This is a genomic window from Streptomyces sp. YIM 121038, assembly GCF_006088715.1.
GTDB lineage: Bacteria > Actinomycetota > Actinomycetes > Streptomycetales > Streptomycetaceae > Streptomyces.
The window spans coordinates 1,215,211-1,238,272 of record NZ_CP030771.1 but is presented as its reverse complement, the minus strand read 5'-3'; the positions used below and the strand labels follow the sequence as shown (position 1 = coordinate 1,238,272).

General features: G+C 73.0%; 20 protein-coding genes and 1 pseudogene. 6 read left to right on the top strand and 15 right to left on the bottom strand.

The features are described 5' to 3' along the window. The first annotated feature begins 24 nt into the window (after positions 1-24). The 3 genes from C9F11_RS49630 (at position 25) to C9F11_RS04665 (ending at position 1,931) form a co-directional block, all read left to right on the top strand. On the top strand, positions 25-159 hold the full coding sequence (locus C9F11_RS49630; RefSeq protein ID WP_138958050.1) for an MFS transporter: 135 nt from the start codon (positions 25-27) through the stop codon (positions 157-159). A 12-nt stretch (positions 160-171) separates the two neighbouring features. Continuing rightward, positions 172-657, top strand: coding sequence for a hypothetical protein (locus tag C9F11_RS04670; protein ID WP_138958049.1), 486 nt, complete (start codon positions 172-174; stop codon positions 655-657). A 542-nt stretch (positions 658-1,199) separates the two neighbouring features. Then, positions 1,200-1,931 (top strand): hypothetical protein, encoded by a 732-nt coding sequence (locus C9F11_RS04665; protein ID WP_138958048.1) that lies wholly within the window; start codon positions 1,200-1,202, stop codon positions 1,929-1,931. A 45-nt stretch (positions 1,932-1,976) separates the two neighbouring features. Here the strand turns inward: C9F11_RS04665 and C9F11_RS04660 are convergent, their stop codons facing one another. From C9F11_RS04660 to C9F11_RS04620, 9 genes and pseudogenes are all read right to left on the bottom strand, one after another. After that, positions 1,977-3,347 carry a cytochrome P450 gene (locus C9F11_RS04660; protein ID WP_138958047.1) on the bottom strand — a complete coding sequence of 457 codons (1,371 nt, stop codon included), beginning with the start codon at positions 3,345-3,347 and terminating at the stop codon, positions 1,977-1,979. Between the two features lie 41 nt (positions 3,348-3,388). After that, positions 3,389-4,438 carry a hypothetical protein gene (locus tag C9F11_RS48510; protein ID WP_346347445.1) on the bottom strand — a complete coding sequence of 350 codons (1,050 nt, stop codon included), beginning with the start codon at positions 4,436-4,438 and terminating at the stop codon, positions 3,389-3,391. A 102-nt stretch (positions 4,439-4,540) separates the two neighbouring features. After that, positions 4,541-4,829 (bottom strand): annotated as a pseudogene (locus C9F11_RS48505) (1-deoxy-D-xylulose-5-phosphate synthase N-terminal domain-containing protein); the annotation flags it as partial. A gap of 316 nt (positions 4,830-5,145) precedes the next feature. Then, a complete protein-coding gene (locus C9F11_RS04650) occupies positions 5,146-5,937 on the bottom strand; it encodes a DUF4239 domain-containing protein (protein WP_138958046.1) in 792 nt (263 codons plus the stop codon). Positions 5,938-6,690: 753 nt separating this feature from the next. After that, the gene (locus tag C9F11_RS04640) at positions 6,691-8,265 is read right to left on the bottom strand and encodes an alkaline phosphatase D family protein (RefSeq protein WP_138958045.1); all 1,575 of its coding nucleotides are present in this window, start codon (positions 8,263-8,265) and stop codon (positions 6,691-6,693) included. Next, positions 8,265-8,840, bottom strand: coding sequence for a phosphoesterase (locus C9F11_RS04635; RefSeq protein WP_138958044.1), 576 nt, complete (start codon positions 8,838-8,840; stop codon positions 8,265-8,267). Before C9F11_RS04635 ends, C9F11_RS04640 begins: the two co-directional genes overlap by 1 nt. A gap of 122 nt (positions 8,841-8,962) precedes the next feature. Then, positions 8,963-10,441 (bottom strand): helix-turn-helix domain-containing protein, encoded by a 1,479-nt coding sequence (locus C9F11_RS04630; RefSeq protein ID WP_138958043.1) that lies wholly within the window; start codon positions 10,439-10,441, stop codon positions 8,963-8,965. Then, complete coding sequence (locus tag C9F11_RS04625; RefSeq protein ID WP_138958042.1) at positions 10,441-11,247, bottom strand: SAM-dependent methyltransferase; 807 nt, start codon at positions 11,245-11,247, stop codon at positions 10,441-10,443. Before C9F11_RS04625 ends, C9F11_RS04630 begins: the two co-directional genes overlap by 1 nt. After that, positions 11,244-12,095 (bottom strand): helix-turn-helix transcriptional regulator, encoded by an 852-nt coding sequence (locus tag C9F11_RS04620; protein WP_138958041.1) that lies wholly within the window; start codon positions 12,093-12,095, stop codon positions 11,244-11,246. Before C9F11_RS04620 ends, C9F11_RS04625 begins: the two co-directional genes overlap by 4 nt. 160 nt (positions 12,096-12,255) lie before the next feature. On the opposite strand from C9F11_RS04620, the gene C9F11_RS04615 reads away from it, so the two are divergent. Further along, entirely contained in the window at positions 12,256-14,262 is a 2,007-nt protein-coding gene (locus tag C9F11_RS04615; RefSeq protein ID WP_138958040.1) for a PucR family transcriptional regulator, read from the top strand. An 18-nt stretch (positions 14,263-14,280) separates the two neighbouring features. Here C9F11_RS04615 and C9F11_RS04610 read toward each other — a convergent pair whose 3' ends face one another. Together C9F11_RS04610 and C9F11_RS04605 are read right to left on the bottom strand one after the other, a co-directional pair. Further along, positions 14,281-14,643, bottom strand: a complete 363-nt coding sequence (locus C9F11_RS04610) for a DoxX family protein (protein ID WP_138958039.1) — start codon at positions 14,641-14,643, stop codon at positions 14,281-14,283. Next, complete coding sequence (locus tag C9F11_RS04605; RefSeq protein ID WP_138958038.1) at positions 14,640-15,155, bottom strand: cupin domain-containing protein; 516 nt, start codon at positions 15,153-15,155, stop codon at positions 14,640-14,642. The genes C9F11_RS04610 and C9F11_RS04605 overlap by 4 nt, the downstream gene beginning before the upstream one ends. Positions 15,156-15,235: 80 nt before the next feature. Between C9F11_RS04605 and C9F11_RS04600 the strand changes: the two genes are divergently transcribed. Both C9F11_RS04600 and C9F11_RS04595 read left to right on the top strand, forming a co-directional pair. Continuing rightward, positions 15,236-16,087, top strand: a complete 852-nt coding sequence (locus C9F11_RS04600; RefSeq protein ID WP_138958037.1) for a LysR substrate-binding domain-containing protein — start codon at positions 15,236-15,238, stop codon at positions 16,085-16,087. A gap of 155 nt (positions 16,088-16,242) precedes the next feature. Next, a complete protein-coding gene (locus C9F11_RS04595; protein ID WP_138958036.1) occupies positions 16,243-19,545 on the top strand; it encodes a S8 family serine peptidase in 3,303 nt (1,100 codons plus the stop codon). A gap of 40 nt (positions 19,546-19,585) precedes the next feature. Here C9F11_RS04595 and C9F11_RS04590 read toward each other — a convergent pair whose 3' ends face one another. Genes C9F11_RS04590 through C9F11_RS04575 form a run of 4 tightly spaced genes read right to left on the bottom strand, consistent with a single transcriptional unit; the run spans position 19,586 to position 23,056 of the window. Further along, on the bottom strand, positions 19,586-20,470 hold the full coding sequence (locus C9F11_RS04590; protein WP_171075632.1) for a 3-hydroxyacyl-CoA dehydrogenase family protein: 885 nt from the start codon (positions 20,468-20,470) through the stop codon (positions 19,586-19,588). Between the two features lie 41 nt (positions 20,471-20,511). Then, positions 20,512-21,609: an HAD-IIIC family phosphatase gene (locus tag C9F11_RS04585; protein ID WP_138958034.1), complete on the bottom strand. Its 1,098-nt coding sequence runs from the start codon at positions 21,607-21,609 to the stop codon at positions 20,512-20,514. Further along, the gene (locus C9F11_RS04580) at positions 21,606-22,775 is read right to left on the bottom strand and encodes an acyl-CoA dehydrogenase family protein (protein ID WP_249401595.1); all 1,170 of its coding nucleotides are present in this window, start codon (positions 22,773-22,775) and stop codon (positions 21,606-21,608) included. Before C9F11_RS04580 ends, C9F11_RS04585 begins: the two co-directional genes overlap by 4 nt. Continuing rightward, entirely contained in the window at positions 22,772-23,056 is a 285-nt protein-coding gene (locus C9F11_RS04575) for an acyl carrier protein (RefSeq protein WP_138958033.1), read from the bottom strand. The genes C9F11_RS04580 and C9F11_RS04575 overlap by 4 nt, the downstream gene beginning before the upstream one ends. Positions 23,057-23,062: the final 6 nt, after the last annotated feature.

Genomic DNA, 23,062 nt, shown 5'->3' with positions numbered 1-23,062 from the left:
AGGCTGCTCCTGTTCGGTCTAGGCATGACCGTCATGAATACGGCCCTGACGAGTCTGCAGACGGGCCTGCGCCCGACCCTGACGGGATTGCAGTGGATCGCTAATGCCTACACCCTGGCCCTGGCCGGGGGACTACTGATCGAGTACTTCTCGTGGTGAGCCGGCCTCTGGATGAATCTCCCGGTCGTGATCGCCCCCCTCGCCGGAGCCTGCCTGTGGCTGCCCGAGTACCGCGCCCCCAGTCGCGGCCCCCCTGCGCCCCTTGCCGTGGCCGCGGCCACAACGGGACTGCGCCTGCTGGTGTGGGCGGTCGTCGAAGGCCCGTCCTGCAGCTGGGGCGGCCGGTTGGTCCAGCCCGGCTTCACCGGCGCCGTCCTCATCTTGATCGTGCTGGCCCGCTGGCAGCGGCGCAGTCCGGGGCTGTTACTGCCGCCCGGCCTGTTGCGCAACCGCCCTTTCTCCGCTGCGGCCGGCGTGCTCGGCGTCTTGCTCTTCGCCCTCTTCGGCTCCTTGTACGTCCTCACCCTGCACCTGCAACTCGTGCTCAGCTACTCCCTGTTCCAGGACGGCCTCAGGATCCTGCCGCTAGCCGCAGCCGCCGCCCTTGGTGCCGCCCTGTCCCTGCCCACCACCGCATGCTGCGGCGTCAGGGTGTAGTGGCTGGCATGCTGCTCGTCGTTGCCGGGTTCGCCGTCCTGGCCTGGACGCCCGCTCACTCCGGAGCGTACGGGTATGTCCTGGCCTTCCAACTCCTCGCCGGAGCGGGGGGCTGGCCTGGCCACCGCGCCAGCCACCGACGCCGTCATGAATGCCATCCCCCCGGAGCGGTCCAGTACCGGGACCGTGCTCAACGACCTCTTGTGCGAAGTCGGCGGCGCATCGCCGGCTTCGGCACCGTCCTGACCACCGCTCTGTACACCCGTGCCACAGCACACGGCCCCGCGTCCGATCCGCTGCTGCCGACGGCCGGTTCCCACTTCCTTCGGGGTTGCTCTGTCGGCCGGGAGTACTTCCTGAACGGACTGCACACCGCTGCGCGGACCGCCGTCGGCGCCGTCCTGCTCGCTGCCGTGGCAGCCTGCCCGGCTTCCCCCAAAGAAACCTGCCCCATGCCCCCTCACCCGCTGCCCGACCGGCGCACCCAGCGCGCAGCAAGCACGTACGGACCGCCCGGGCCCCAAGGGGCCGAAGGAGGACATATGAGCAGCACGGAGCACACCTGCCTGCGTTGGGCAGGCATGAGCGCCGTGGCCGGCGCTCTCGTGCAACTGGCACAAAGCCCTGCCGCCGGCGCGTACCCGCACAATGGCTCTGACGGGGCGGCCTTCCTCGCCTGGGGGCTGCCCGGCCGCCGGATGGAGATCCTCGGAATCGGCTGGGCTGTCGGATGGGGGCTGCTGCTGCAGTTCATGATCCTGCTGGGCGTCGCTTACACCCGACGCGCCGGCCGCACCACCGCGGCCGTCAAGGTCATGACCTACAACATGATCTGCGTCACCACCGTGCAAGTCATTGCTCCGGCACTGGACATCGCTTTCATCCACATGGCACGCCATCATCCCGGGTTCGGCACGGGCCAGGCCGAACGGGACCTCATCACTCTGCTGTGGGGGGCCTGCAACATCCTGGCGACGCTGTCGATGTTCCAGCTCTCCCTGGTGTGGGTGGCGGTCTTTGCCGCGAACCACCGGTGGCCACTGCTGCCGCCGGTGCTCGGCCGGTGGGGCACAGCGGGCGTCGCCGTGCTGTGCGTGGCTGCCGCTGGCTCGCTCTTCGTGCCATCCGGCCCCTGGGCACCCGGGTCGCTGTTCGCCGTCGCGCTGTGGTTCGGTGTCTATGCGTGGATCATCGCCGCCGGAGTGATCTTCCTGCGCCGCGCCGGTCTCCATGCACCCCGCCCGGATTCCGGCACCCGCCAGTCGGTCCCGTAGGCCGACCGCCGGTTGAGCAGGCCCGTGCCCCGGGGCGAGCCAGGTTCAGGCAGGGCTCGCAGGCGGCTCGTCTTCCGTTCCGGTCCGGGCAATGAGCCGCATCCGCAGCCGCCGCGGCCGGAGTGTGGCGCCGAACACCGGGGAGGAGTCCGAGTCCCCCACCGGCTCCAGCTGCCACCGGGCCGCCAGCATTGCCAGTACCAGGGTGCACTCCATGAACCCGAAGGTGTCCCCGATGCATTTGCGCGGGCCCGCAGCGAAGGGCAGATAGACGGCGCGGGCGTCAGCTGCGGGGATGCTGAGCCAGCGCTCGGGCCGGAAATGTTCAGGATCGGGGAAAAGGCCGGGGTGACGGTGGAGGAGATAGGGGCTGTAGACGACGGTGGTCCCGGCACGGAGGCGGTACCGCCCGAGTTCGGTGGCCGTCGTCGTGGTCCGGGTCAGGGCGGCGGCCGGGTACAGTCGCAGGGTCTCCTTGACGATGTTCTCGGTGGTCTTGAGCCTGTGCAGGTCCCCATAGAGTGGGACGCTGGCGGACATGACGGTGTCCACCTCGGCGTGCAGCCGCTGCCGCACTTCCGGATGCGTGGCGACAAGGTGCGCGGACCAGGACAGGGTCTCGGCGACGGTCTTCGCTCCGGCCAAGAAGAACGAGACGATCTGGTCACTGACTTCCCGGTCGGACAGCCGTCGTCCGTCGTCCGTATCGGAGGGGGCAACGCGGGCCAGCAGTAGCATCGACATCAGGTCACCGCGGTCCGGCTTTCCTTCCCGGTGGACAGCAATGATCTCCTGGACGGTCTGCTGGAGCCGGGCACGGGCCCGGTCGTAACGGCGCTTACCGGGGGTGGGCAGCCGGTCAAAGGGCGGCGGGGTGAGCATGCGCCGGTACAGGACCTGTTCGAGGCTGAAGTAGTCCGCGATCAGGCTGTCCGCCCGCCCGGGCGGCAGCGCGGCGGATACCGCAGCTGCGATGCTCCGAATGCTGACGGTGCCCATCTCGTCGAGGACGTCGATGATTTGGCCGGGACGCCAGGCGTTCATCACTTCGCTGGCCTGTCGGACCATCACCGACGCATAGTGCGGCATCCGGTGGCGGTGGAAGGCGGGCTGGACCAGGCGACGCTGGCGCCGGTGGTCGCGGTGGGCACAGGTGCCCAGCCCGTTGCCGGCGATCTCCCGGCCTCGTTTGAGCACCAGGCCTCCCTTGTCGAACACCCGGTCATTGAGGAGGACCTGGTGGGTGAGCGCGGGATCGCAGACCACCACGGCCCGCAGCGGACCGACCCTCACCTCCACCAGGTCGCCGTGGGCAGGCAGGGACCGCAGGAATCGCAGCGGGGCGCTGAGCGCCAGGGCGTGCCCGAGAAGGGGCAGTGCCCCGGGTGCGAGGACAGGGGCGTGTGCCGTTTCCATGACGTTTCCCTGCGAGGTCATCGGAAAGATCCCGAAAGGGGTTACCGGTACTCGGTCCGGTCCGGGTGCAAGACCATCAGACCGGACTCCACACCGTTCCACCGGTGGCCCGGACCGTTGTAGCGCCCGCAAGTAAAGCCGTAGCACACGAACCCGGCCGAGAACATCTCCAGACCGTGCAGATAGGCACGGACATCGGGGCACTGTCCGACGGCGCTGTCCAGGACCTCTCCCTGGGCGGTGTAGAACTCCTCCTCGGCCGTGTGCACCTGTTCGCACAACCGGTCCACGGCCTGCTGGAGGGTATGGCAACCGTCCCGCAGGAAGACGGTCAGGGCGTTCATGGTCGCGTCGCCGTGGAAGTGCTCCTTGCGGTAGGAGAACAGGTCGTTGGTCAGCAGACAGTGCTTGACCGAGGCATCGGCCGCCGCCTGCAAAGCCGGGCAGGCGGCCAGCGGGGCGGTCATGTCTATGCCCAGCCCGAATTCCACCATGAGCTGGACCAGGGCCCGGGTCCCCGACTTCAGGTGAATCCCGATGAAGGTAGCGAAGTCCAGATCGGAATTTCCGGTACGCAGAGGGTCCTCGACAGCGCACCCGTGCACGTACTCGGCGAGGGCCTCCTGCAGCCGCTGCCGCTGCGCCACGCTCATGTGTGCGTGGAAACGACAGACCAGCTCGGTGACTTCCTTGGCGTACAAGGAGTCACCGGCTGCGCCCGCCCCCGTGCGCATGGAGTCGAGCAGCTGCTGGACCACGGCGCGTATGGCGGGGGTGCCGCGGTCCGCGATGTCGACATTGTCCAGGACGTTGTCGACCGCTCCGAAGAACTGGTAGATGTCACAGATCGGGGTGATGCGGTCGGGCAAGGCATCCGGATGGGTGTACAGCCCGACCAGCGCGCACTGGTCAGCGAGGAAAGCCTCCATCTGCCCGGAATGAGGAAGCAGCCAGGACAGATGCTCGCGGCACCACGCTCCGGTACGTTCCTCCTCCCTGTCGGCGAGCGGATGCAACCGGCCCGGAGGGAAACGCTTGGTCAAAGCGGGGAAGGCGAAGGAAAGCAGGTTCTCAGAAGCCGGCTGAGCCATGGTGTCCTCCGTCATCGTGGTCCTGATCGGCCCGGGAGCAGCCGTTGCAGAGCAGCTTCCACGTGGTGCATTACCCTCAGAAGGAGCGCCCTCGTGTTGCTGCCGCAGCCGGTCGAAGCCCTGCCGTCCGGTCAGCAGCTTGTGCACATACGTCTGGTGCCCCGTGTCGAAGACGAGCGTGTCGCGCGGGGCATCGAAGACCCGGTGCAGCGCGAGGGTGAGTTCCACCACCCCCCAGGTTCGGCCCCAGATGCCCCCCGGCCGCGCATACCTTCTTCACCAGGAAGGCGCGGATCTCGTGAGCCAGCTGGGGCAGCGCCTCCGGCGGCAGGGCCCGCACGTCCTGCGGCACCGTGACCGTCGCCAGCAGCCCCGCCGCCCGCACCGCCATCCCTGGACCTCGCCTCCGGCCGCGCCCGCTGAAAACACCGGACCACCGCTACCGGCCTCGCCGCAGCCGCAGCCCGTGCAGGGTTCACCGTTCAACGTGACGCGTGCACGATCACGCGGCAAGCCCCGCCGGGCAGGGCGCGCGGAGCACACCGACGCAGCCCACACGCCAGCAGCGCCATCCCCGCTCCCGCGTACGGCCCGGGGCGGGCGACACCCACCCGTACCACCACCCGGAGCCACCCCCGGACCCCGGACCCGCCACCCCGCACGCCCCGGAGAACACATCCGGCCAGGCACCGGCCATGCTCACTGCGTCACTTGACCCAGTACTGGGCAAGCGCTCCCTCGCGGTACGGGGCGGGGCTGACGTCGAGGTCGCCGGCGAAGGGGCGGTCCAGGACGACGACCAGTAGCAGGCTGAAGCCGACGAGCGCGGCGACCGAGGCGACGAACAGCATCTGGACCCGCAGTTTGCGAAGGCCGTAGAGGAAGGTCAGCGGGACCAGGACGAGTGCGCCGCCGAACGCCAATACCTGGAGCAGCACGGGGAGTTCCTGGCGCGCCATCGTGATGCGGGCGCGCCGCTGCGTGGCGACGTCGTCGAGATGGCCGACGGCCTGTTCGTAGAAGACCTGCTCCCGATCGGTTGTCGGGTCGTACGCCTGGAGGACCTCGTAAGCGGCCCGCAGATGTGTCTCGGTCGCTCCGTAGCTGGGGTTCCCCTCGCGCATCCGGGGCCACTGGTCCTCGACGACTGCGTGGACGTAGCCGCTCATCGCTGAGTCGAGGCGGGCGTGCACCGGCGGCGGGAACGCGGCGGCGTCGCGGGCGATGAGGGCCGCGTCGGTGGCTTCGGTGGCGACGATGGTCTGGGTGTCCTCCACTTGCGTCCACAGGGTGACGATCACGAACGCGAGAATGATCCCGTAGATCGCGCCGAACATTCCGAGGGTCACACCGACCATGTCGTTGTGCTCCCCTTGGATCAGCGAGGGGTACCTGCGCCGCAGCAGCACACTGCCGCCGACGGCCAGGAGAACGGTTCCGCCCACGGTGATGACGGCTAGCGTGAAGGTGCTGAAGTGGTTGAGCAGCCAGAGCGACATGAGCGCGGAGTCTAGGCCGGGTACGACGGTTCAAAACCACCTGGATGAAGGCAACTGCGGGCATACGGGTAGAAGTTCACCCCGCCGAGTGAGCAGCCAGAGCCAGAGCCAGAGCCAGAGCCAGAGGCCGCTCCGCATCCGCGGAGGTGCTCCGCAAGGCCTCGTCTCCGTCCTCGACTGCAGGCGTTGGTCGGCCCTTCACGCCGCTGACGAGCGCGCGAGGGCCGGCCTGGAGCCGTCGAGGAGATCCTCCGCACGGAGGTGCCCGGGCACGGAGGCCTGCTGCGCGTGGTCACCGCGGACCTGCCCCTCCCGTCCGGTGGCACGGTGCGGAAGGGGCAAGCTGTCCTGGTGCCGGTGGTGGCCGCCAACTACGACCCGCGGCACTTCGCCGACCCGGATGAGTTCGACATCCACCGGACCGCCGAAAGCAGGCACCTCGCCTTCGGGCACGGCCCCCACTTCTGGCTGGGGGCCAACCTTGCACGCGTGGAACTCCAAGTGGCGATCGGCTCGCCCGTCGAGCGCCTTCCGGGCATCTGCAGCCTGATTGACCTCTTAGTTGGTGGTGGGTGGCGCACACGCGTGGACGTGAGAGGCGGCGGAACACCTGGAGTCGTGGACGCCGCATCACGTCCTGCTGTTGCTGTGTCCTCACGTGCCAAGAGCTGTTGCCATCGGGGTCATGTGCACGCGATGTGCACTCACATGGAACGAGTCACACGTACCCGCAGCTCATCAGGCGTAGGGACGTTAACCCGCCGGGTCCCTGCGGTACTGCGCGGGTGACGCCTTCGTGGCGTCGTCCTCGTACGACCCCGCCCTGCCCCGGTCCACGTGGAAGGTGGTCAGCGTGGTGACGGGGGAGCGCGGGTCGCGGCGGTCGCCGATCACCCGCATGTGCGTGCTGAAGCGCTCCGGAGTCACCTCGTACACGTCGTAGCCGTACCGGTTGCCCTCGAAGTACTTCAGGTGCGGGTTGGCCTTGCCCATCACGGGGCCGTTGGCGGCGTTCCACTCCGGGGAGTACGCGCCCGACGTCACCGAGTGCGCGGTGAACTCCGTGCCGACCAAGGGGGAGTCGGGCGCGTCGAAGTCGGTGCGGATGTCGTCGACGAACGCCGAGTGCCAGTCACCCGTGATGACCACCAGGTCCTCCAGGCCGCTGCCGTGCACGTGCTGGAGGACCTCCTTGCGCTCGGCGAGGAAGCCGTCCCACTGGTCGGTGAACATGTACGAGCCGCCGGGCCTGCCGCGCAGCTGGCTCAGCATGATCGAGTTGGCCCACACGTGCCAGGAGTCCGGAGCCCTGTCGACGGTCTTCTTCAGCCACGCCTTCTGCTCGGCGCCGAGGATCGTTCCGTCCGGCAGGTTCTGCGCCGAGCGGTACGACCGCAGGTCGAGGACGGTGAGTTCGAGCAGGTCGCCCCAGCGGCGCACCCGGTGGATCTCCGGGTCCGGCAGCGCGGAACCGCCGAAGGAGTCGCGGTGCGGCATGTGCTCGAACCACGCCTGGTACGCGGCCGCGCGGCGCCGCATGAACGGCGCGCCGCCCCCGGTGCCGCTGTAGTCGTTGACGACCTCGTGGTCGTCCCAGGTCAGGAACCACGGGTGCGCGGCGTGCGCCTCGCGCAGCGACTTGTCGCCCTTGTACAGGGCGTGCCGCTTGCGGTAGTCGGCGAGCGTGAGGATCTCCGGCCCGTCGTGGTCGCGCACGTGCTTCTCCGGCACGCCGCCGACCTGCCCGTGCTCGTAGATGTAGTCGCCGAGGTGCACGACGAAGTCGACGTTCTCCTGCGCGATGCCCCGGTGCGCGGCGTAGAAGCCGTCGTGGAACGCCTGGCAGTTGGCGGCGGCGAAGGTCACCTTCTTCACCCGGCCGCGCGGCGCGGTCCGCGTCCGGCCGACCCGGCTGGTCCTGCCGAGCGCCTTGAACGCGTACCAGTAGTGGCGGCCGGGGGCGAGCCCGCTCACCGGCACGTGCACGCTGTGCCCGAGCGTCGCCGACGCCGGAGCCGTCCCGCGCGCGACGACGTGGCGCAGGCGGGCGTCCTTGGCGACGACCCACTCGACCTCGACGACCTCGGGGAGCTGCTGCTCGGCGGCCAGCGGCTCGGGCGCGAGTCTGGTCCACAGGAGCACCGAGTGCCGCTGCGGATCACCGGAGGCGACGCCGAGCGTGAACGGCGCGCGGTCGTACTCCGCGCCGAGCCGCTCGGCGGCCTCGCGGGCCTGCGCGGGGGTGAGCCCCGGGGCGAGCGGCCAGGCCAGGTTGAGCGCGCCCGCGGCCGCGGCGGCCTTGAGGAGGTCACGGCGGTTCACGGTCATCAGCGGTCTCCGGTGGGCTCGAGGGTGAGGGAGACGGCGTCGGCGTAGCCGTCGTTGGAGGTGCCGCCGCCACTGCGCGTGAACACCAGCAGGACCCGCGCCGTGCGCGCGCCGGGCGGCACCTGGGCCGCCGCCGCGCGTTCGAGCAGCGCCGTGCGGCCCTCGCGTTCGGCGGAGCTCACCGGGCCGAGCACGCTGAGGGCCACCGGGGTGCCCTTGGCGTCGCGGAACTCCACGGAGAGGCGGGCGCCGTCCTCCTGCCCCGCGTAGCCGCCGAGCCAGGCGGTCACGGCGTAGCGCACCTCGCCCGCGTCGACGGCCCTGCGTCCGGTCGGCCCGCTCCGGGGCAGGGCGACGTCCTGCACCAGGGCGGTGCGCGGGCTGTTGCCGCCCGAGAAGAAGCGGCTGCCGCGCCGCGCGGGGCCGGGGTCCGACGGGGTCGGATAGCCGCCGCCCAGGCTGTACGGGACGAGCGCCGGGGCTCCTTGGACGACCTTCCAGCCGCGGACGGTGGTGACGGGGTCGGCGCTGCCGCCCGCCCCGCTCTCCGCGTCGCCGTTGACGACGAGATTCACGCGCGCCTCCTGAGATGGGTGATGTGGGCGCGGTCAGCCCACCAGCCCCGTGTGAACCAGGAGAAGCGTCGTGGCGAATTCTGTTACCGCCGGGGGCGCCGGTACGGCGTGTGGGCGGGCGGCTACCGCCCCGGCTCGCGGTACGTCCGGCCGCCCCGGCGCGGCAGCGCCGCCGGTACGTCGTCGGTGGCCGCGGCCGTCTCCACGGCCAGGTGCAGCTCCGTCCGGACGGTCGCGGCCGACAGGTCCAGGTCCAGGAGGCGGCCGCACTCGCTCAGCCAGGTGCTGAGGGTGGTCCGGTGCAGGGCCAGTTCGGTGGCGGCGGGCGCGGTGCGGCCGCGGTGCGCGAGCCAGCAGCGCAGCGCGATGCGCAGCCGCGGGTCGAGCGGCTGGAGCAGCCCGGACGCCCAGCGCCCCGCCCGCTCGGCGCTGAGCAGGGCGGCGGGCAACGGCGGGCTCGGCAGCAGGGGTTGCGCCGCCGCGGCCGGGACGGGTGCGGCCGGGGCGCGCAGCGCGAGCAGCGACTGGGCCTGCACGGTGGGGTGGTCGAGGTCGACCGCGAGCAGGACGCCGATGCCGCGCAGCCGCGAGCGGACCGTGCCCTCGGACACGTCGAGCGCGGGGGCGGCGGCCTGTGCGGAGCCCGAGCGCAGCCAGGCCTCCAGGGTGCGCCGCTCCCTGCCGTCGAGCGGCTGGAGCACGGCCGCGGACCAGGTGACGAGGCGGTCCGGCGGTATCACGTGGAGCAGCCCGTGCGCCCCCAGGCCGGTCACCGAGGTGAGGCGGCCGATGGAGGTGCTGTTGCGGGTGCTCCCCGCCTCGGCCCAAGCGGTGACGAACATGTCCAGGGGCGCGGGGGCCGCCGCGCCCCCGGTCAGCTGGTGCCGGTCGGCGACGCGCGCGACGAGCGCGAGCGTCGGGTGACCGGCGTCGGCCCGGGGCAGGTCGCGGGCGCCGTGCAGGGCGACGACGGTCAGCTCCGCCCCGTCCAGACTGACCAGCGTGCGGGTGCCGTTCGACAGGTCGGGCTGCGTCGCCCGCCACAGCGCGTGGTGGGCGGTGTGCAGGGCCCGCCCGGTGAGGCGGTACACGGTGGCGTGCGTGGCGGTCTCCCCGCCGAGGACCTCGGCGGCGAGCCGGTGCTGGCCGCGCAGCAGCAGCCGCAGTACGGCGGTGTGCACGCGCTGTTCGGCGCCGCGCGTCTCCTCCGCGTGCCGGGCCCGCAGGCGCAGCAGGTCGACGGCGCACTGCGTGACGAGCGCCGTCAGGGGCGGGGCCGCCGCCACGCCGGGGCAGACCACGAGGACGGTGCCCTGCGCCCCCGGCACCTGATGGACGCTCACGTGCGGGTGCGCCTGCGGGTGCGCGGCGGCCCGCAGCGCCGTGGGCCCCGCCGAGTCCGGCGTGGCGTGCACGAGGCCGGCCGCCGGGTCCACGAGCGCCGCCCAGCCCTCGGCCAGGGCGGCGACCTCGGCGACGAGGAGCGCGCCGGAGCGGGCCGCCGCACGTGTCAGCCGCCGCACCACCTGCGCGTGCTCCACGGCGGACGGGGCCGGGGTCCGTGCGGGGTGCGGCTCACGGCCCGGGCCGCGCGTCGTCATCACGGTATCCGCGCGACCCCACCCCACCCCGCTCGCGCGGTGAGGGTGCCGGTGGTCGCCTCGGGCCGCCAGTGGGGCCAGGACACATAGCCGGGCTCGACCATCTCCAGGCCCTCGAAGAACGCGACGGTCACCTCCGGCTCACGGAAGACGTACGGAATCGCGCCCGAGTTGTTGTACTCCTCCTGCACCTCGCGGTGCCTGTCGTCCGACGCCGTGGAGTGGCTCAGGGACACATAGCTCCCCGAGGGCAGCCGGGCCACCAGGCGCCGCACCAGACCGAGGGCCTCCTCCCAGTCCACGATGTGCCCGAGGACGTCGTTGATCACCAGGGCGACGGGCCGGGTCATGTCCAGCGTCTTGGCCGTGCCCGTGAGGACCGCCTCGGTGTCGCGCATGTCCGCGAGCACGTAGTCCATGGCCCCCTCGGGGGTGCTCTTGCCCATCGCCTGGACGTGCAGGAGCACGAGCGGGTCGTGGTCGACGTACACCACCCGGCTCTCCGGGGCGATGCGCTGGGCCACCTCGTGGGTGTTGTTGGCCGTGGGCAGGCCCGCGCCCACGTCCAGGAACTGCCGGATCCCGGCCTCCTTGGCCAGCCAGGTGACGGTGCGCACCAAGAAGCCCCGGGACTCCTGGGCGAACGGCTCGATCAGGGGGTACTTGTCGCGGTAGGCGTCACCGGCGGCCCTGTCGGCCTCGTACCAGTCCTTGCCGCCCAGCCAGTAGTTCCACACGCGCGCGCTGTGGGCGACGGAACTGTCGATCTCGTCCAACCGCGGGGGGAGCCTCATCGGTTCGGTCATGACAGGTCCAGTACCTCTTTCGACTTGTCGGGGTGGAGTGCGGTGGCGCAGGAGTAGTCGAGGAGCAGACGGTAGGCCGTCACCGTGTCGGGCGCGTCCCAGACGTCGGCGGTGCCGGCCAGGCCGCCCTCCCTGACCACGTGGTCGGAGATCTCCGGCACCTCGACGCGGAACAGGGTCAGCGGCGGTTTGCCGGTCAGCGCGTGCGGGGGCCCGTCCAGCGGGTGGATCTGCAGCGTGACGTCCGGCCGCTCGGCCGTGGCGCGCAACACCTCCAGCTGCTCGGTCATCACCCCCGGCAGTCCGACGCGGGTGTGCAGGGCCGCGGCTGACATCACGGCCCAGATGCGGGTCTGCTGGGTGCGCAGCCGCTCCTGGCGCTGGACCAGCAGATCGGTTCTGCGGTCCTTGGCCGCGGGGGAGAGGTCCGGGCGCAGCACGTCGTCGACGGCGCGCGCGTACGACGGTGTGCGCAGCAGAGCCGGAACGAGTGCGGGCTCCCACGTGCGTACGATTCCGGCCGCGGACTCCACGCTCATCAGGTCGAGCTGCCACGGGTCCATCACGGCGCGCCAGGGGTGCCACCACCCCGGGGCGTTGGCACTCGCCAACTTGCCCAGGAACTCCTCGGTCTCCACCCGCGCCGCCCCGTACGCCGCGAGGAGCACGGACACCTGACCCACGTCCAGGGACGTCTGGGCCTGCTCGATCCGGCGGACCGTGGCGGGGTGCGCGCCGAGGGCCGAAGCGGCTTGCTTGAGCGAAAGCCCGGCGGCCTCGCGGAGGACCTTCAGCCGGGTGGCGAGCACGAGGTGCGCGACGGTCCGACCGGATCGTTCGCGAGCCACGCGCCCCTCCTTCCGACAGTCTCCGCAACTTGTGGGCAGTGCACACCTTGTCGCTTGCAATCCCTGGACGCAACCCGTTGAGTAGGCGCTGTGGTGAAGCGGCCGGGACAACCGGGGCGGACAACACGTCGTACGCACGGGGGAATACGGGGGAGATGACGTGCTGACGCTGGGCGCACTGGTCGGCAGGGTCGAACTCGAGCTTGCCTTCGCCGGAGGCGTCGCCGCCACACCGCACGAGGCGGTCAGGGTCGCCGGACTGGCGACCCTGACCCTGCCCCAGCTCTTGGAGGGCGAGCCGCAGCGCCGCCTCGAACCCGGCTCCCTCGTCCTGCTCACCGAGATGCCGTTCCGGCTGCGGGGGCGCGCGGAAGTCGCCCTGGAGACGCTCCTGGAACAGCTGGCCCTCGACGGGTGCGCGGGCCTCGCGGTGAGCGTCCTGTCCGGCGCCCACCAGCCGTTCTCCCTGGCGGTGCGGGAGGTGTCCGCCGCACTCGGCGTCCCCCTGCTCACCACCACCGCGCCGCCGCGCCAGTGGGTCAGGGCGGGCCGCGACCTCACCGAGCGACGGCTCGCCGAGGCCGAGGCCCGCGCCGGTCAGCTCACCACCCTCGTCCAGCAGCTGCCCACCCGGGCCGCCGACCCCGAGGCCATGCAGCGCATCGCGGACTGGCTGGCGCGGGCCCTGCGGGCGCAGGTCCTCGTCAGCGAGCCCGGCAGCGTCCTCGCCGCGTCGCCCGAGACCGCGGCCGAGGCCCTGGCGGAGGCGTTCCTGCGCGGCCACCGCGAAGGCCTCGCGCACGACCGGTCACAGGGTCCGCACACCCGGCTCATCCCCCTCTCGTCGGCGGGCGACGCACAGCCCCCCGCCCCCGCCGACGACGCCTGGGGCGGCCGGGGCGCCACGGCCGGAGACCTCGCCGCGGTCGGCGCCGTCTCCGCGGCGGACGCCGGGAACACGGTGCTGGCCGTCGCCCGTCGCTCGCCCCCCTTCGACGACGCCGACCTCCGGCTCATGCGGCACGCCGCGCGCCTGCTCGGCCTGCTCGACCAGGCGCGCCGCGAGCACCGCGCCGCCGCCGACGCCGCGCACGCGGCCCGGATGGCGGCCGTGGAACTGCTCCTGGACGCCGAGGTCGACAAGGCGCGCCGGGTCATGGCCACCCAGGCGCCGGGACTGCTCACCCCGGACGCCGTCCGCGTCTTCGTCGTCGAGACCCCCCAGGACCGGCGCGACGCCGTCCTGCTCCGCTGCGAGGCGGGAACGGCGGGCCGGGCCCTGGTCGTCGCCGATCCGCGCGAGGACCGCCGGATCCTGGTCGTCGAGCCGATCCGGCCGCGCCGCACCGGTGACGCGGTGGCCACCGCGCTCACCCGGCTCGTCGCCGAGCTGGGCGCCGACGCCTCGCTGGGCGGCAGCGGCACGCACCCGATGGTGATGCTCGCCGACGCCCTCCAGGAGGCGATCACCGCACAGCGGTTCGCGCTGCGCCGCCCCGACGCGGTGGCGCTGTCCGCGCAGAGCACCGACCTGGTCAGCGTGTTGCCACGGGACGCGGCGCGGCGCTGGGCCCGCGGGCTCCTCGACCCGCTCCTCGGGCCGGACGCGCAGGGGGAGCAGATGCGGGACACCCTGCCCACCGCCCTCGCCTTCCCCTACGCGGTGGCGGCCCGGCGGCTGCGCGTGCACCGCAACACCGTCAGGCGCCGCGTGGCCAAGGCGGCCGAGCTCCTGGACATGGACTTCGCGACCGTGCGGGACCGGGCCACCGTCGGGCTCGCCCTCGACCTGCTCGCCGACCGGCACCGGCCCGAGCGCTCCCTCACCCTGGTCGGCGGCGCGACGCCCACCCTGGAGTCGCTCCTCGCCTCGCCCGAAGCCAGGGCCTGGGCGGACAACCTGCTGTGCGGCGCGCGCGGCGACCGCAGGAACCTGCTCGCCACCGCGACGGTCTGGCTCGCGCACGACGCCCACATCGAACCCACCGCCCGCGCCCTCGGCCTCTCCGAATTCACCGTCCGCTCCCATCTGCGCGCCCTCGAAGGGCACATGGCCCGGGACCTCGGCTCCCTGGGCGGCCTGCGCGACCTCCAGTTCTCCCTGCACATCCTGAACGGCGAGGTCGGCAGCACGGACCTGCGCGGCGACCTGTGCTCGACACCGTGACCCGGGGGCGCGCCGACGTCACCACCACGCCGTCGAGAGCCCGGCGGTGGCGGCCGCGGCGAGCAGCAGCGTGACGTTGAGGGCGACCGCGCGGTCGCCGCGGCGCAGGTGCACCCTGATCGCGGCGAGCTGCAGGGCCACGAACCCGACGGCCGCGGCAGAGCCGAGCCAGGGCGCGATCCCGGTCAGCGGCGGGAGGACGAGCCCCAGCGCGCCCAGCACCTCCACGGCCCCGAGGCTCCTGACCACCGGCATCGGGGTGTCGTCCACCCAGGCCATCATCGGCAGGAGCCGCTCGCGGCTGCGGACCGCCTTCAACCCGCCGCCGTAGAGGTAGAAGAGGGCGAGCAGAGCGGCGATGACTCCGTAGGCGACGTTCACGGGGCGACGTCGGTGGCCGGTTCGGTGGCGTAGCGGCTCATCGTCCGCAGGTGCTCCTGCGGGGTCAGGCTCCGGCCCTCGGCGGCCGCCGCCTGGAGGTCCCGGAAGTACTGCACGTACAGGGACGGCGTGAACACGCTGAGCATGACGGCCGGTTCGCCGGTCACGTTGGCGAAGGTGTGCGGGGCCCCGGGCGGGACCGTCACGAACGCGCCCGCGGGCACGTCGTGGTCCTGCCTGCCGACCGTGAAGCGCACCGAGCCGGAGAGGACGTAGAAGCCCTCGTCGTGCCGGGCGTGGCGGTGCTGCGGCGGTCCGGGCGTGTGCGGTGCGAGGACGGACTCGGTGCAGCCCAGGCGGTTCCCGGTGGCGGCGCCGTCCTCCAGGACGCGCATGCGCGTGGTGCCCAGGACGATGACCTCGCCCTCGCCCGGACCGACCACGGTCACGGCGGGGTCGGCGTCCGGCGTACCGGTGTCGGGTGTGGCAGCGGTCTTCGGTGTCTCTGTCATGCGTCGATTCCACCGCCGGTGCGCCCGGGGTGTCCAAGACCCCTTCCGTGCCCTCGATACCCCACGGGTATCGTGCTGTCATGGAGCTGCGCACGCTGCGCTATTTCGTGGCGGTCGCCGAGGAGTTGCACTTCGGGCGGGCCGCCGCCCGGCTGCACATGAGCCAGCCGCCGCTGAGCCGGGCGATCAAACAGCTGGAGACCGGGTTCGGCGCCGCCCTGTTCGTGCGGTCGTCCGCCGGTGTCCGGCTCACCGGCGCGGGCTCGGTGCTCCTCGACGAGGCGCGCGCCCTGCTGGAGCGGGCCGAGCAGGTGCACGCCCGGGTGGCCGCGGCGGCCGGTGCCGCGACCCTCACCGTCGGCATCCTGGGCGACAGCGCCGACCCGGACGCGGCCCGCCTGGCCGAGGCCTTCCGCGGGCGCCACCCGCACGTCGAGGTCCGCGTCCGCGAGACCGACCTGACCGATCCCACCTGCGGGCTCCACGCCGGGCTCGTCGACGTCGCCCTGACCCGCGGGCCGTTCGACGAGACGGGCCTGAGCACCCGGGAGCTGCGGGCCGACCCGGTGGGCGCGCTGCTGCGCGCCGACGACCCGCTGGCCCGCGGCGACCGCCTGCGCCTGGCCGATCTGGCCGACCGCCGCTGGTTCCTCTTCCCGCAGGGCACCGACGGCGTCTGGCAGACGTACTGGAGCGGCGGCGAACCGCGCGAGGGCCCGGTGGTGCGCGCCGTCCAGGAGTGCCGGCAGGCCGTCCTGTGGAACGGCACGGTCGGCATGACGCCCCTGGGTCACGAGCCGGGCCGGGGCCTCACCGTGGTGCCGCTGGCCGACATGGAGCCCAGCCGCGTCCTGGTGGCCTGGAACGAGGGGGACACCAACCCACTGATCCGCTCGTTCGTCCGGATTGCGGTGGATTCATACCGGTATTGACGTCCCTGGTGGAGGCGGTACGGACGGGGCCGCCCGGCCGGAATCGTCTCCTGAGAACCGCCCGTGCCAAGATCGCGTCTCACGGGGGGCGCATCGGCACGTTCAAGGGACAGGCAATTCGGGTGACAGGCATATCGAGGGTGGGGGCGGCGGCGATGGCCGCCGTACTGTCCGGAGCACTGCTCACGGGGGCGGCGGCAGCCGACACCGGGACACCGCGGGACGGCGCCGCGGCCGCGGCCGCCAAGAGCGGTCGGGGGGACCGGGCCGGGAAGACGGCGACGGTCACGCTGATCACCGGCGACCGGGTGGTCGTCGCCAGGGGCGGCGGCGAGGTCGTCCGCCTCATCCGCGGCAAGGGCCGCGAAGAGGTCACGATCTCGGTGCGGCGCGAGGCGGGGCACGTGTTCGCCGTGCCGCAGGACGCCCAGGAGCTGATCACCGCGGGCCGGCTCGACCGGCGGCTCTTCGACGTCACACAGCTCGTCAAGGACCGGTACGACGACGCGCGCAGCCCGTCGCTGCCGCTGATCGTCGGCTACCGGCCGGGCAAGGCCAACAGCTTCCGGGCCGCCGACACGTTCAAGGGCCGCGCCCATGACCGCCGCGAGCTCCCCACCCTCGGCGGCGAGGCGTTCAGCACGCCCAAGTCCGACACGGCGGACCTGTGGTCGGCGCTCACCCGCGGCACGGGCGGCCGTGCGAACGTCCGCACCACCGCCGTTCCGGCCGTCGCCCACGTCTGGCTGGACGCCAAGGTCCGCCCCGCGCTCGACAAGAGCGTGCCGCTGATCGGCGCCCCCACCATGTGGCAGGCCGGATACACCGGCAAGGGCGTGAAGGTCGCCGTCCTGGACACCGGGGTCGACCAGACGCACCCGGACCTCAAGGGCGTCGAGGTCATCGAGAAGAACTTCACCACGGCACCCGACGCCAAGGACCGCATGGGCCACGGCACGCACGTCGCCTCGACCGTCGCGGGCTCCGGCGCCAAGTCGGGCGGCAAGTACAAGGGCGTGGCCCCCGGCGTGCGGATCCTGGACGGCAAGGTCATCTCCGAGGAGGTGGGCGGGGGCTACGACTCCGACATCATCGCGGGCATGCAGTGGGCCGTCGACAACGGCGCCAAGATCGTCAACATGAGCCTCGGCAGCCTCGACACCCAGGGCACCGACCCGATGGAGGAGGCCGTCGCCCGGCTCTCCGGCAAGGCCCTGTTCGTCGCGTCGGCGGGCAACGAGGGCCCCGGCGCGGGCACGTTGACCACCCCCGGCAGCGCCCCCGCGGCCCTCACGGTCGGCTCGGTCGACAAGCAGGGCCGGATCGCGGAGGACTCCAGCCACGGCCCCTCGGCCGACGGCGTCGCCAAGCCGGACGTCTCCGCCCCCGGCGTCGAGATCACCGCCGCCGCCTCCACCGACGGTCCCGCCGGGACCGAGGGCAACGGCTACGTCGCCATGTCCGGCACCTCGATGGCGGCCCCGCACGTCTCCGGGTCGGCCGCCCTGCTCCTCCAGCAGCACCCCACGTGGACCGGACCGCAGCTCAAGGCCGCGCTCACCGGCTCCGCCAAGCCCAACCCCAAGCTCAACCCGTACCAGCAGGGGGCGGGCCGGGTGGACCTGACCCGCGCCATCACCGCCTCCGTGGTCTCCCAGCCCGGCACGCTCGCCTTCGGCACGCAGGCGTGGCCGCACACCGACGACAAGCCGGTCGCCAAGACCGTCACCTACCGCAACTACGGCACCAAGCCCGTCACCCTCAAGCTGTCCACCACCAGCGTGGACCCGGCGGGCCGCCCAGGACCGGCCGCCCTGTTCACCGCGGCGGACACCGAGCTCACCGTTCCGGCGGGCGGCACCGCGAAGACCACGGTCACCGTCAACACGAAGCTCGGCACCGCCGACGGCACCTACGGCGGCAGCCTGCTGGCCGCCGGTGACGGCCAGTCCGTGCGCACCGGCCTGGTCGTCGAGCGCGAAGTCGAGTCGTACGACGTCACGTTCCGGCACCTCGACGCCGGCGGCGAGAGCGCGTCCACCTACGTCACCACGCTCACCGACCCCGCCACGCAGAAGAAGCTCCAGGTGCCCTACCGCGACGGCGAGGCCACGCTGCGGGTGCCCAAGGGCACCTACGCGCTGGAGAGCTCCGTCTACGACCCGAGCGGGCGGCTCACGGTCTTCGTCCAGCCGAAGCTGACGGTGGGCGCCAAGAAGTCGATCACGCTGGACGCCCGCAAGGCCAAGCCGTTCGCCGTCACCACCCCGGACAGGACCGCGCGCCTGGCGGAGGCGCACATCAGCTACGAGGACCAGGCGACCGGCATCTCCGGCAGCTGGAGCCTCACCGACGCCACGGCCGTCCGCACCGCCGGGCTCGGCCCGGAGTCGCCCACCTTCCACGCCCAGTACAGCGGCCTCTGGAAGGTCCCGGGCGCGACGAAGAAGGTCGACTACCGGCTCGCCTTCGGCCGCACCGGCACCTGGTTCACCGGCCTCAAGCACGCCACCACCAAGGCCGAACTCGCCGAGATGAAGATCGGCGCGGGCTCCTCCGCCGCCCGGCGCAAGGGCACCCTCGCCGCCCTGCCCATCGGCACGAACGGCTACGGCCCGAACCTCCTGTCGCCGACCAAGCTGAACCTCCCGGCCTCCGGCACGAGCTACGTCACCACCAAGGGCCTGCGCTGGAGCTGGTCCATGGAGCAGCTCGACGACACGGGTGAGCCGAGCATCAGCTACGGCACGGACCCGGTCGCGTACAAGGCGGGCAAGCGCTACACGCTGAACTTCAACACCGGCGTGGTCGGCCCCGACCTGAAGGCGGACAGCAGCCAGGGCGCGCGCCGGGCGGGCAACTCCATGGACGCCTACGTCCAGCTGTTCAGCGACGGCGCGGGCCACTCGGGCACCTCTCCCGTGAGCGGCGGCTCCACCCGCCTGGAGTCCGGCGGCCGCCTGATCGCGAAGGGCGCGCCCGGCGCGGTGAACGCCGAACTCCCCGCCGCCTCCGCCCCGTACCGCCTGACCATGGAGGCGAGCCGCCCGGCCAAGGACGCCACGACGAGCACGAAGGTGGCCGTCGCCTGGACGTTCACCTCGGCGAAGACGCCCGACGAGCCGCCCACCGACCTGCCCCTCTCCACCGTCCGCCTCGCCCCGAAGCTGGCGCTGAACGGCACCGCCCCCGCGGGCGGCACGCTGACCGTGCCGCTGAAGGTGGCCGGGGCCGCCGCGGGCCGGGGCAAGGTCGCCGAGCTGACCGTCAAGGTCTCCTACGACGGCGGCAGGACCTGGAAGACCGCCCCCGTCACGACCGACGCCGCGGGCGCGCGCACGGCGAGCGTGCGGCACCCGGCGACGGCCAAGGCCGTGTCGTACCGGGTGTACCTCAAGGACACCTCGGGCAACACCATGACCGAGACGATCAGCAACGCCTACCGGCTCGCCCCCTAGGGCGGGCCCGCACCGCACCAGGGCGCCGCGCGCCGGGGGGTCACCTCGGCGCGCGGGCCGGATAGCGGTGGAATCCCCGGCCGCTCTTGCGGCCCAGATGACCGTCGGCGACCAGCGCTTCCAGCCCCTCGCAGGGCTGGAAGCGCTGGTCGCCGGTGCATTCGAGCAGGACGTACAGCGTGTCCACGATGGTGTCCAGGCCGATCAGGTCGCCGGTGGCCAGCGGCCCCATGGTGTGCCCGAAGCACTCCTCGAAGATCCGGTCGACGGTGGCCGGGTCCGCGGTGCCCTGCCGCACCACGGTGGCGGCCTCGTTGATGGTGAGCATGAGGACCCGGTTGGAGACGAACCCGGGGCCGTCGGCGACCACGATGCCCTTCTTGCCGATGCCCGCGAGCAGGGCGAGGGCCGTGTCCAGGGTCTCGTCGGACGTCCGCGGGCCGCGGACCACCTCCACGGCCTCCTTCATCGGCGCCGGGTTCATGAAGTGCAGGCCGAGCACCCGGTCCGGCCGCCCCGTGCGCGCGGCGAGCCGCTCGACCGGGATGGCCGAGGTCCCCGTGGCGAGGACCGCCCCGGGCGGGCACACCTCGTCGAGGTCGCGGAACAGCTTCTCCTTCAGGGGTATGCGCTCCGGCGCGCAGTCGAGCACGAACCACGCCTCGGCCAGGTCCTCCAGGCGCGCGGTCCAGGTGACCGCCGCGAGGGCCTGGTCCGGCGGGACCGCCGCGGTCGCCCCGCGGACCATCCTGGCCAGCCGGACGCCGTCGCGGAGCCGGGCCGGGGCCGAAGCGAGGGCGGCCTCCTCGGGGTCGACGGCCACCACGCGGTGCCCGGCCTCGGCGAGGCACTGCGCGATGCCGACGCCCATCGTCCCGGCGCCGACCACGCCGACGACACCGCCTCCGACGCCGTCCTGAACCATGGGATCCTCCTCGTTCCTGCCGGTGCCGCGGCGGGCGCCGCTCATGCGGTGACCACCCGTACCGGGTGCTTGCGGGCGGGCGGCGGGTCGTCCGGGTCGATGGCCAGGGTGAGGCGGTCACCGGCGTCCGCCACCACCGCGAAGCCGCTGAAGCGCAGCGTGACCAGCATCTGCCGGTTGACGTCGGTGGGCACGAACTCCGCGACCGGGCGGCGGCCCGCGGCCAGGGCCGTCGCGACGATGTGGTCGATGAGCACCGCGCCGACGCCCCGGGACATCACCCGGCAGGACATCAGGAGCAGTTCGAGCACGGTCGCGCCGTCCCGGAGCGCGGTCACCGCGAGCCCGATGGTGCCGTAGGAGCCGAACCGGTCGGTGAGCCCGGCCACCAGCACCTCGTGCCCGGGGTCCGCGCACAGGCCGCGCAGCTCGTCCGGGCCGAAGGTGCGCCCGGTGGTGTTGAGCTGGTGCGTGCGCACGGTCAGCTCGTGCGCGCGGGCGAGGTCGGCGCCGGTGGCCCGCCGGACCGTCAGGACCAGGCCGAGCGAGGCCAGGAACCCCGCGGGCGGCCCGGTGTGCTCGGCCTCGGCGGCCTTGCGCCGCCGCTCGGTGCGGTAGAGGTCGCGCCGCAGCGCCGACTCGTCCGTCAGGAACCGCGGCGTGAACTCCGGGTAGGAGGTGAGGAGTTCCGCCTCGTGGGCGGGGTAGCAGCGCACGTCCGGCAGCGCGGCGGCCACCTCGGCGCGCTCCACCGCGTCGTTGTCGATGAACGCGACCGTGTCGAGGCCGATGTTCAGCTCGGCCGCGATCCGCTCGACGGCCCGGGACTTGGCGCCCCAGCCCACCTCCAGGACGGTGAACAGGGTGTCGAGCCCGTGCGCGGCCAGATGTGCCGCGGCCACGTCGTGCTCGCCGCGGCTCGCCACCGCGTGCAGGACGCCCCGCCGGTCGAGGGCGCGTACCGTCCGTACGGCGGCCGCGAAGGGCACGGGCGCGTCGCCCTCGAGCACGACGCCGTCCCACAGGGTGTCGTCGAGGTCCCACACCAGGCACTTCACCGTCGGTTCCGGGGGCCGCGCGGGATCCGTCCCCGGCCCGGCCGCCGTCGTGCCGTGCGGTCCGCGGGGCGGTGTGCTCATCGGCCCTCTCCCTCGTCCTCGGGCCGCCGCCCGGCCCGCCCGTGTCCGTGGGCGCGCAGCAGGTGGTCGGCGATGGTCAGCTCGGACACCTGCGCCGAACCCTCGATGATCTCCATGACCTTGGCGTCCCGGTAGCAGCGGCCCACCAGGCTGTCGGGGGCGCAGCCGGCCGCGCCCAGGATCTGCACCGCGCTCCCCGCCACCGAGGTGGCCGCGCGCGCCGCCGCGTACTTGGCTGCGACGGTCTCCGCCACGGCCTCCGGGGCGCGGGCCGCCCGCAGCCGGGCGGCCCGCAGGCACAGCTCCCGGGCGGCGCGGCCGTCCACCACCGCGCGCCCCAACAGCGCGCGCACCTGCTGGTGCTCGGCCAGGACCACCCCGCCCTGCGCGCGCCGCACCGCGTGCTCGGCGGCCGCGCCCAGACACGCCTCGGCCATCCCGACGCAGCCCCAGGCCACCGTGAACCGCCCGTGGTCGAGGGCGGTGCCCGCCACGTGCGACAGGCCGAACCCGGGCGGAGCGACCAGGTTCTCGGGCGGTACGCGCACGTCGTCGAACGTCACGTGGGCGAGCTGGGCGGCGCGCAGACCGAGCTGGCCGCGCACCGGCTCCCGTCGCACGCCGCGCCGGTCGGCCTCGACGAGCACCGCGGCGGGGCGGCCGCCCGTACGGCCCAGGACCAGATACACGTCCGCGATCTCCCCGAAGGTGATCCAGCGCTTCTCGCCGCTCACCGCGTACGCCTCGCCGTGCCGCTCGACCGCGGTGGCGACGGCGGCCAGGTCGCTGCCCGCCTCCGCCTCCGTCGCGGCGAAGGCCGCGATCAGCTCGCCCCGGGCGAGCGCGGGCAGCCACCGCTCGCGCTGCCCGGCGGTGCCCCAGCGCAGCAGGGCCGCGCCCACCATGCCCTGCACGGTGACCAGGCCGCGCAGCGAGCCGCACACCCCGCCGAGCCGGGCACACACCTCGCCCAGCTCGGCGGGCGTGGCGCCGAGCCCGCCGTGGCGGCGCGGCAGATCGGCGCCGAGCAGCCCGTCCCGCGCGAGGGCGCGGCGCACCTCGGCGGGCAGTTCACCGCGCGCGTCCCAGGCGGCGGCGTCCTGGCGCACCGCGTCGGCGAACCGCGCCCCCACGGCCGCAGGGTCGGCCGTGACGGTGCCGCTCACGCCGCCGCGCCCCGGCCCGCGGCCTTCGCGAGGACGAACTCCCGCAGCCGGCCGAGGGTGCGGAAGTGGTCCAGGTCGAGGTCGTCGACGGTGACCTCGATGCCGTACCGCTGCTCGACGAAGTTCACCAGCTCGATCGCGAACAGGGAGGTCACCAGGCCGAGGGCGAAGTAGTCCTCGTCCGGGCCCGGTTCCCGCCCCAGGGCGCCGGACAGATACGCGCGCAGCTCCTCGGTCACGGACGCCGCGTCGGCGGCGTCCGTCCCGTTCGGTGTGTCCATGGGTGG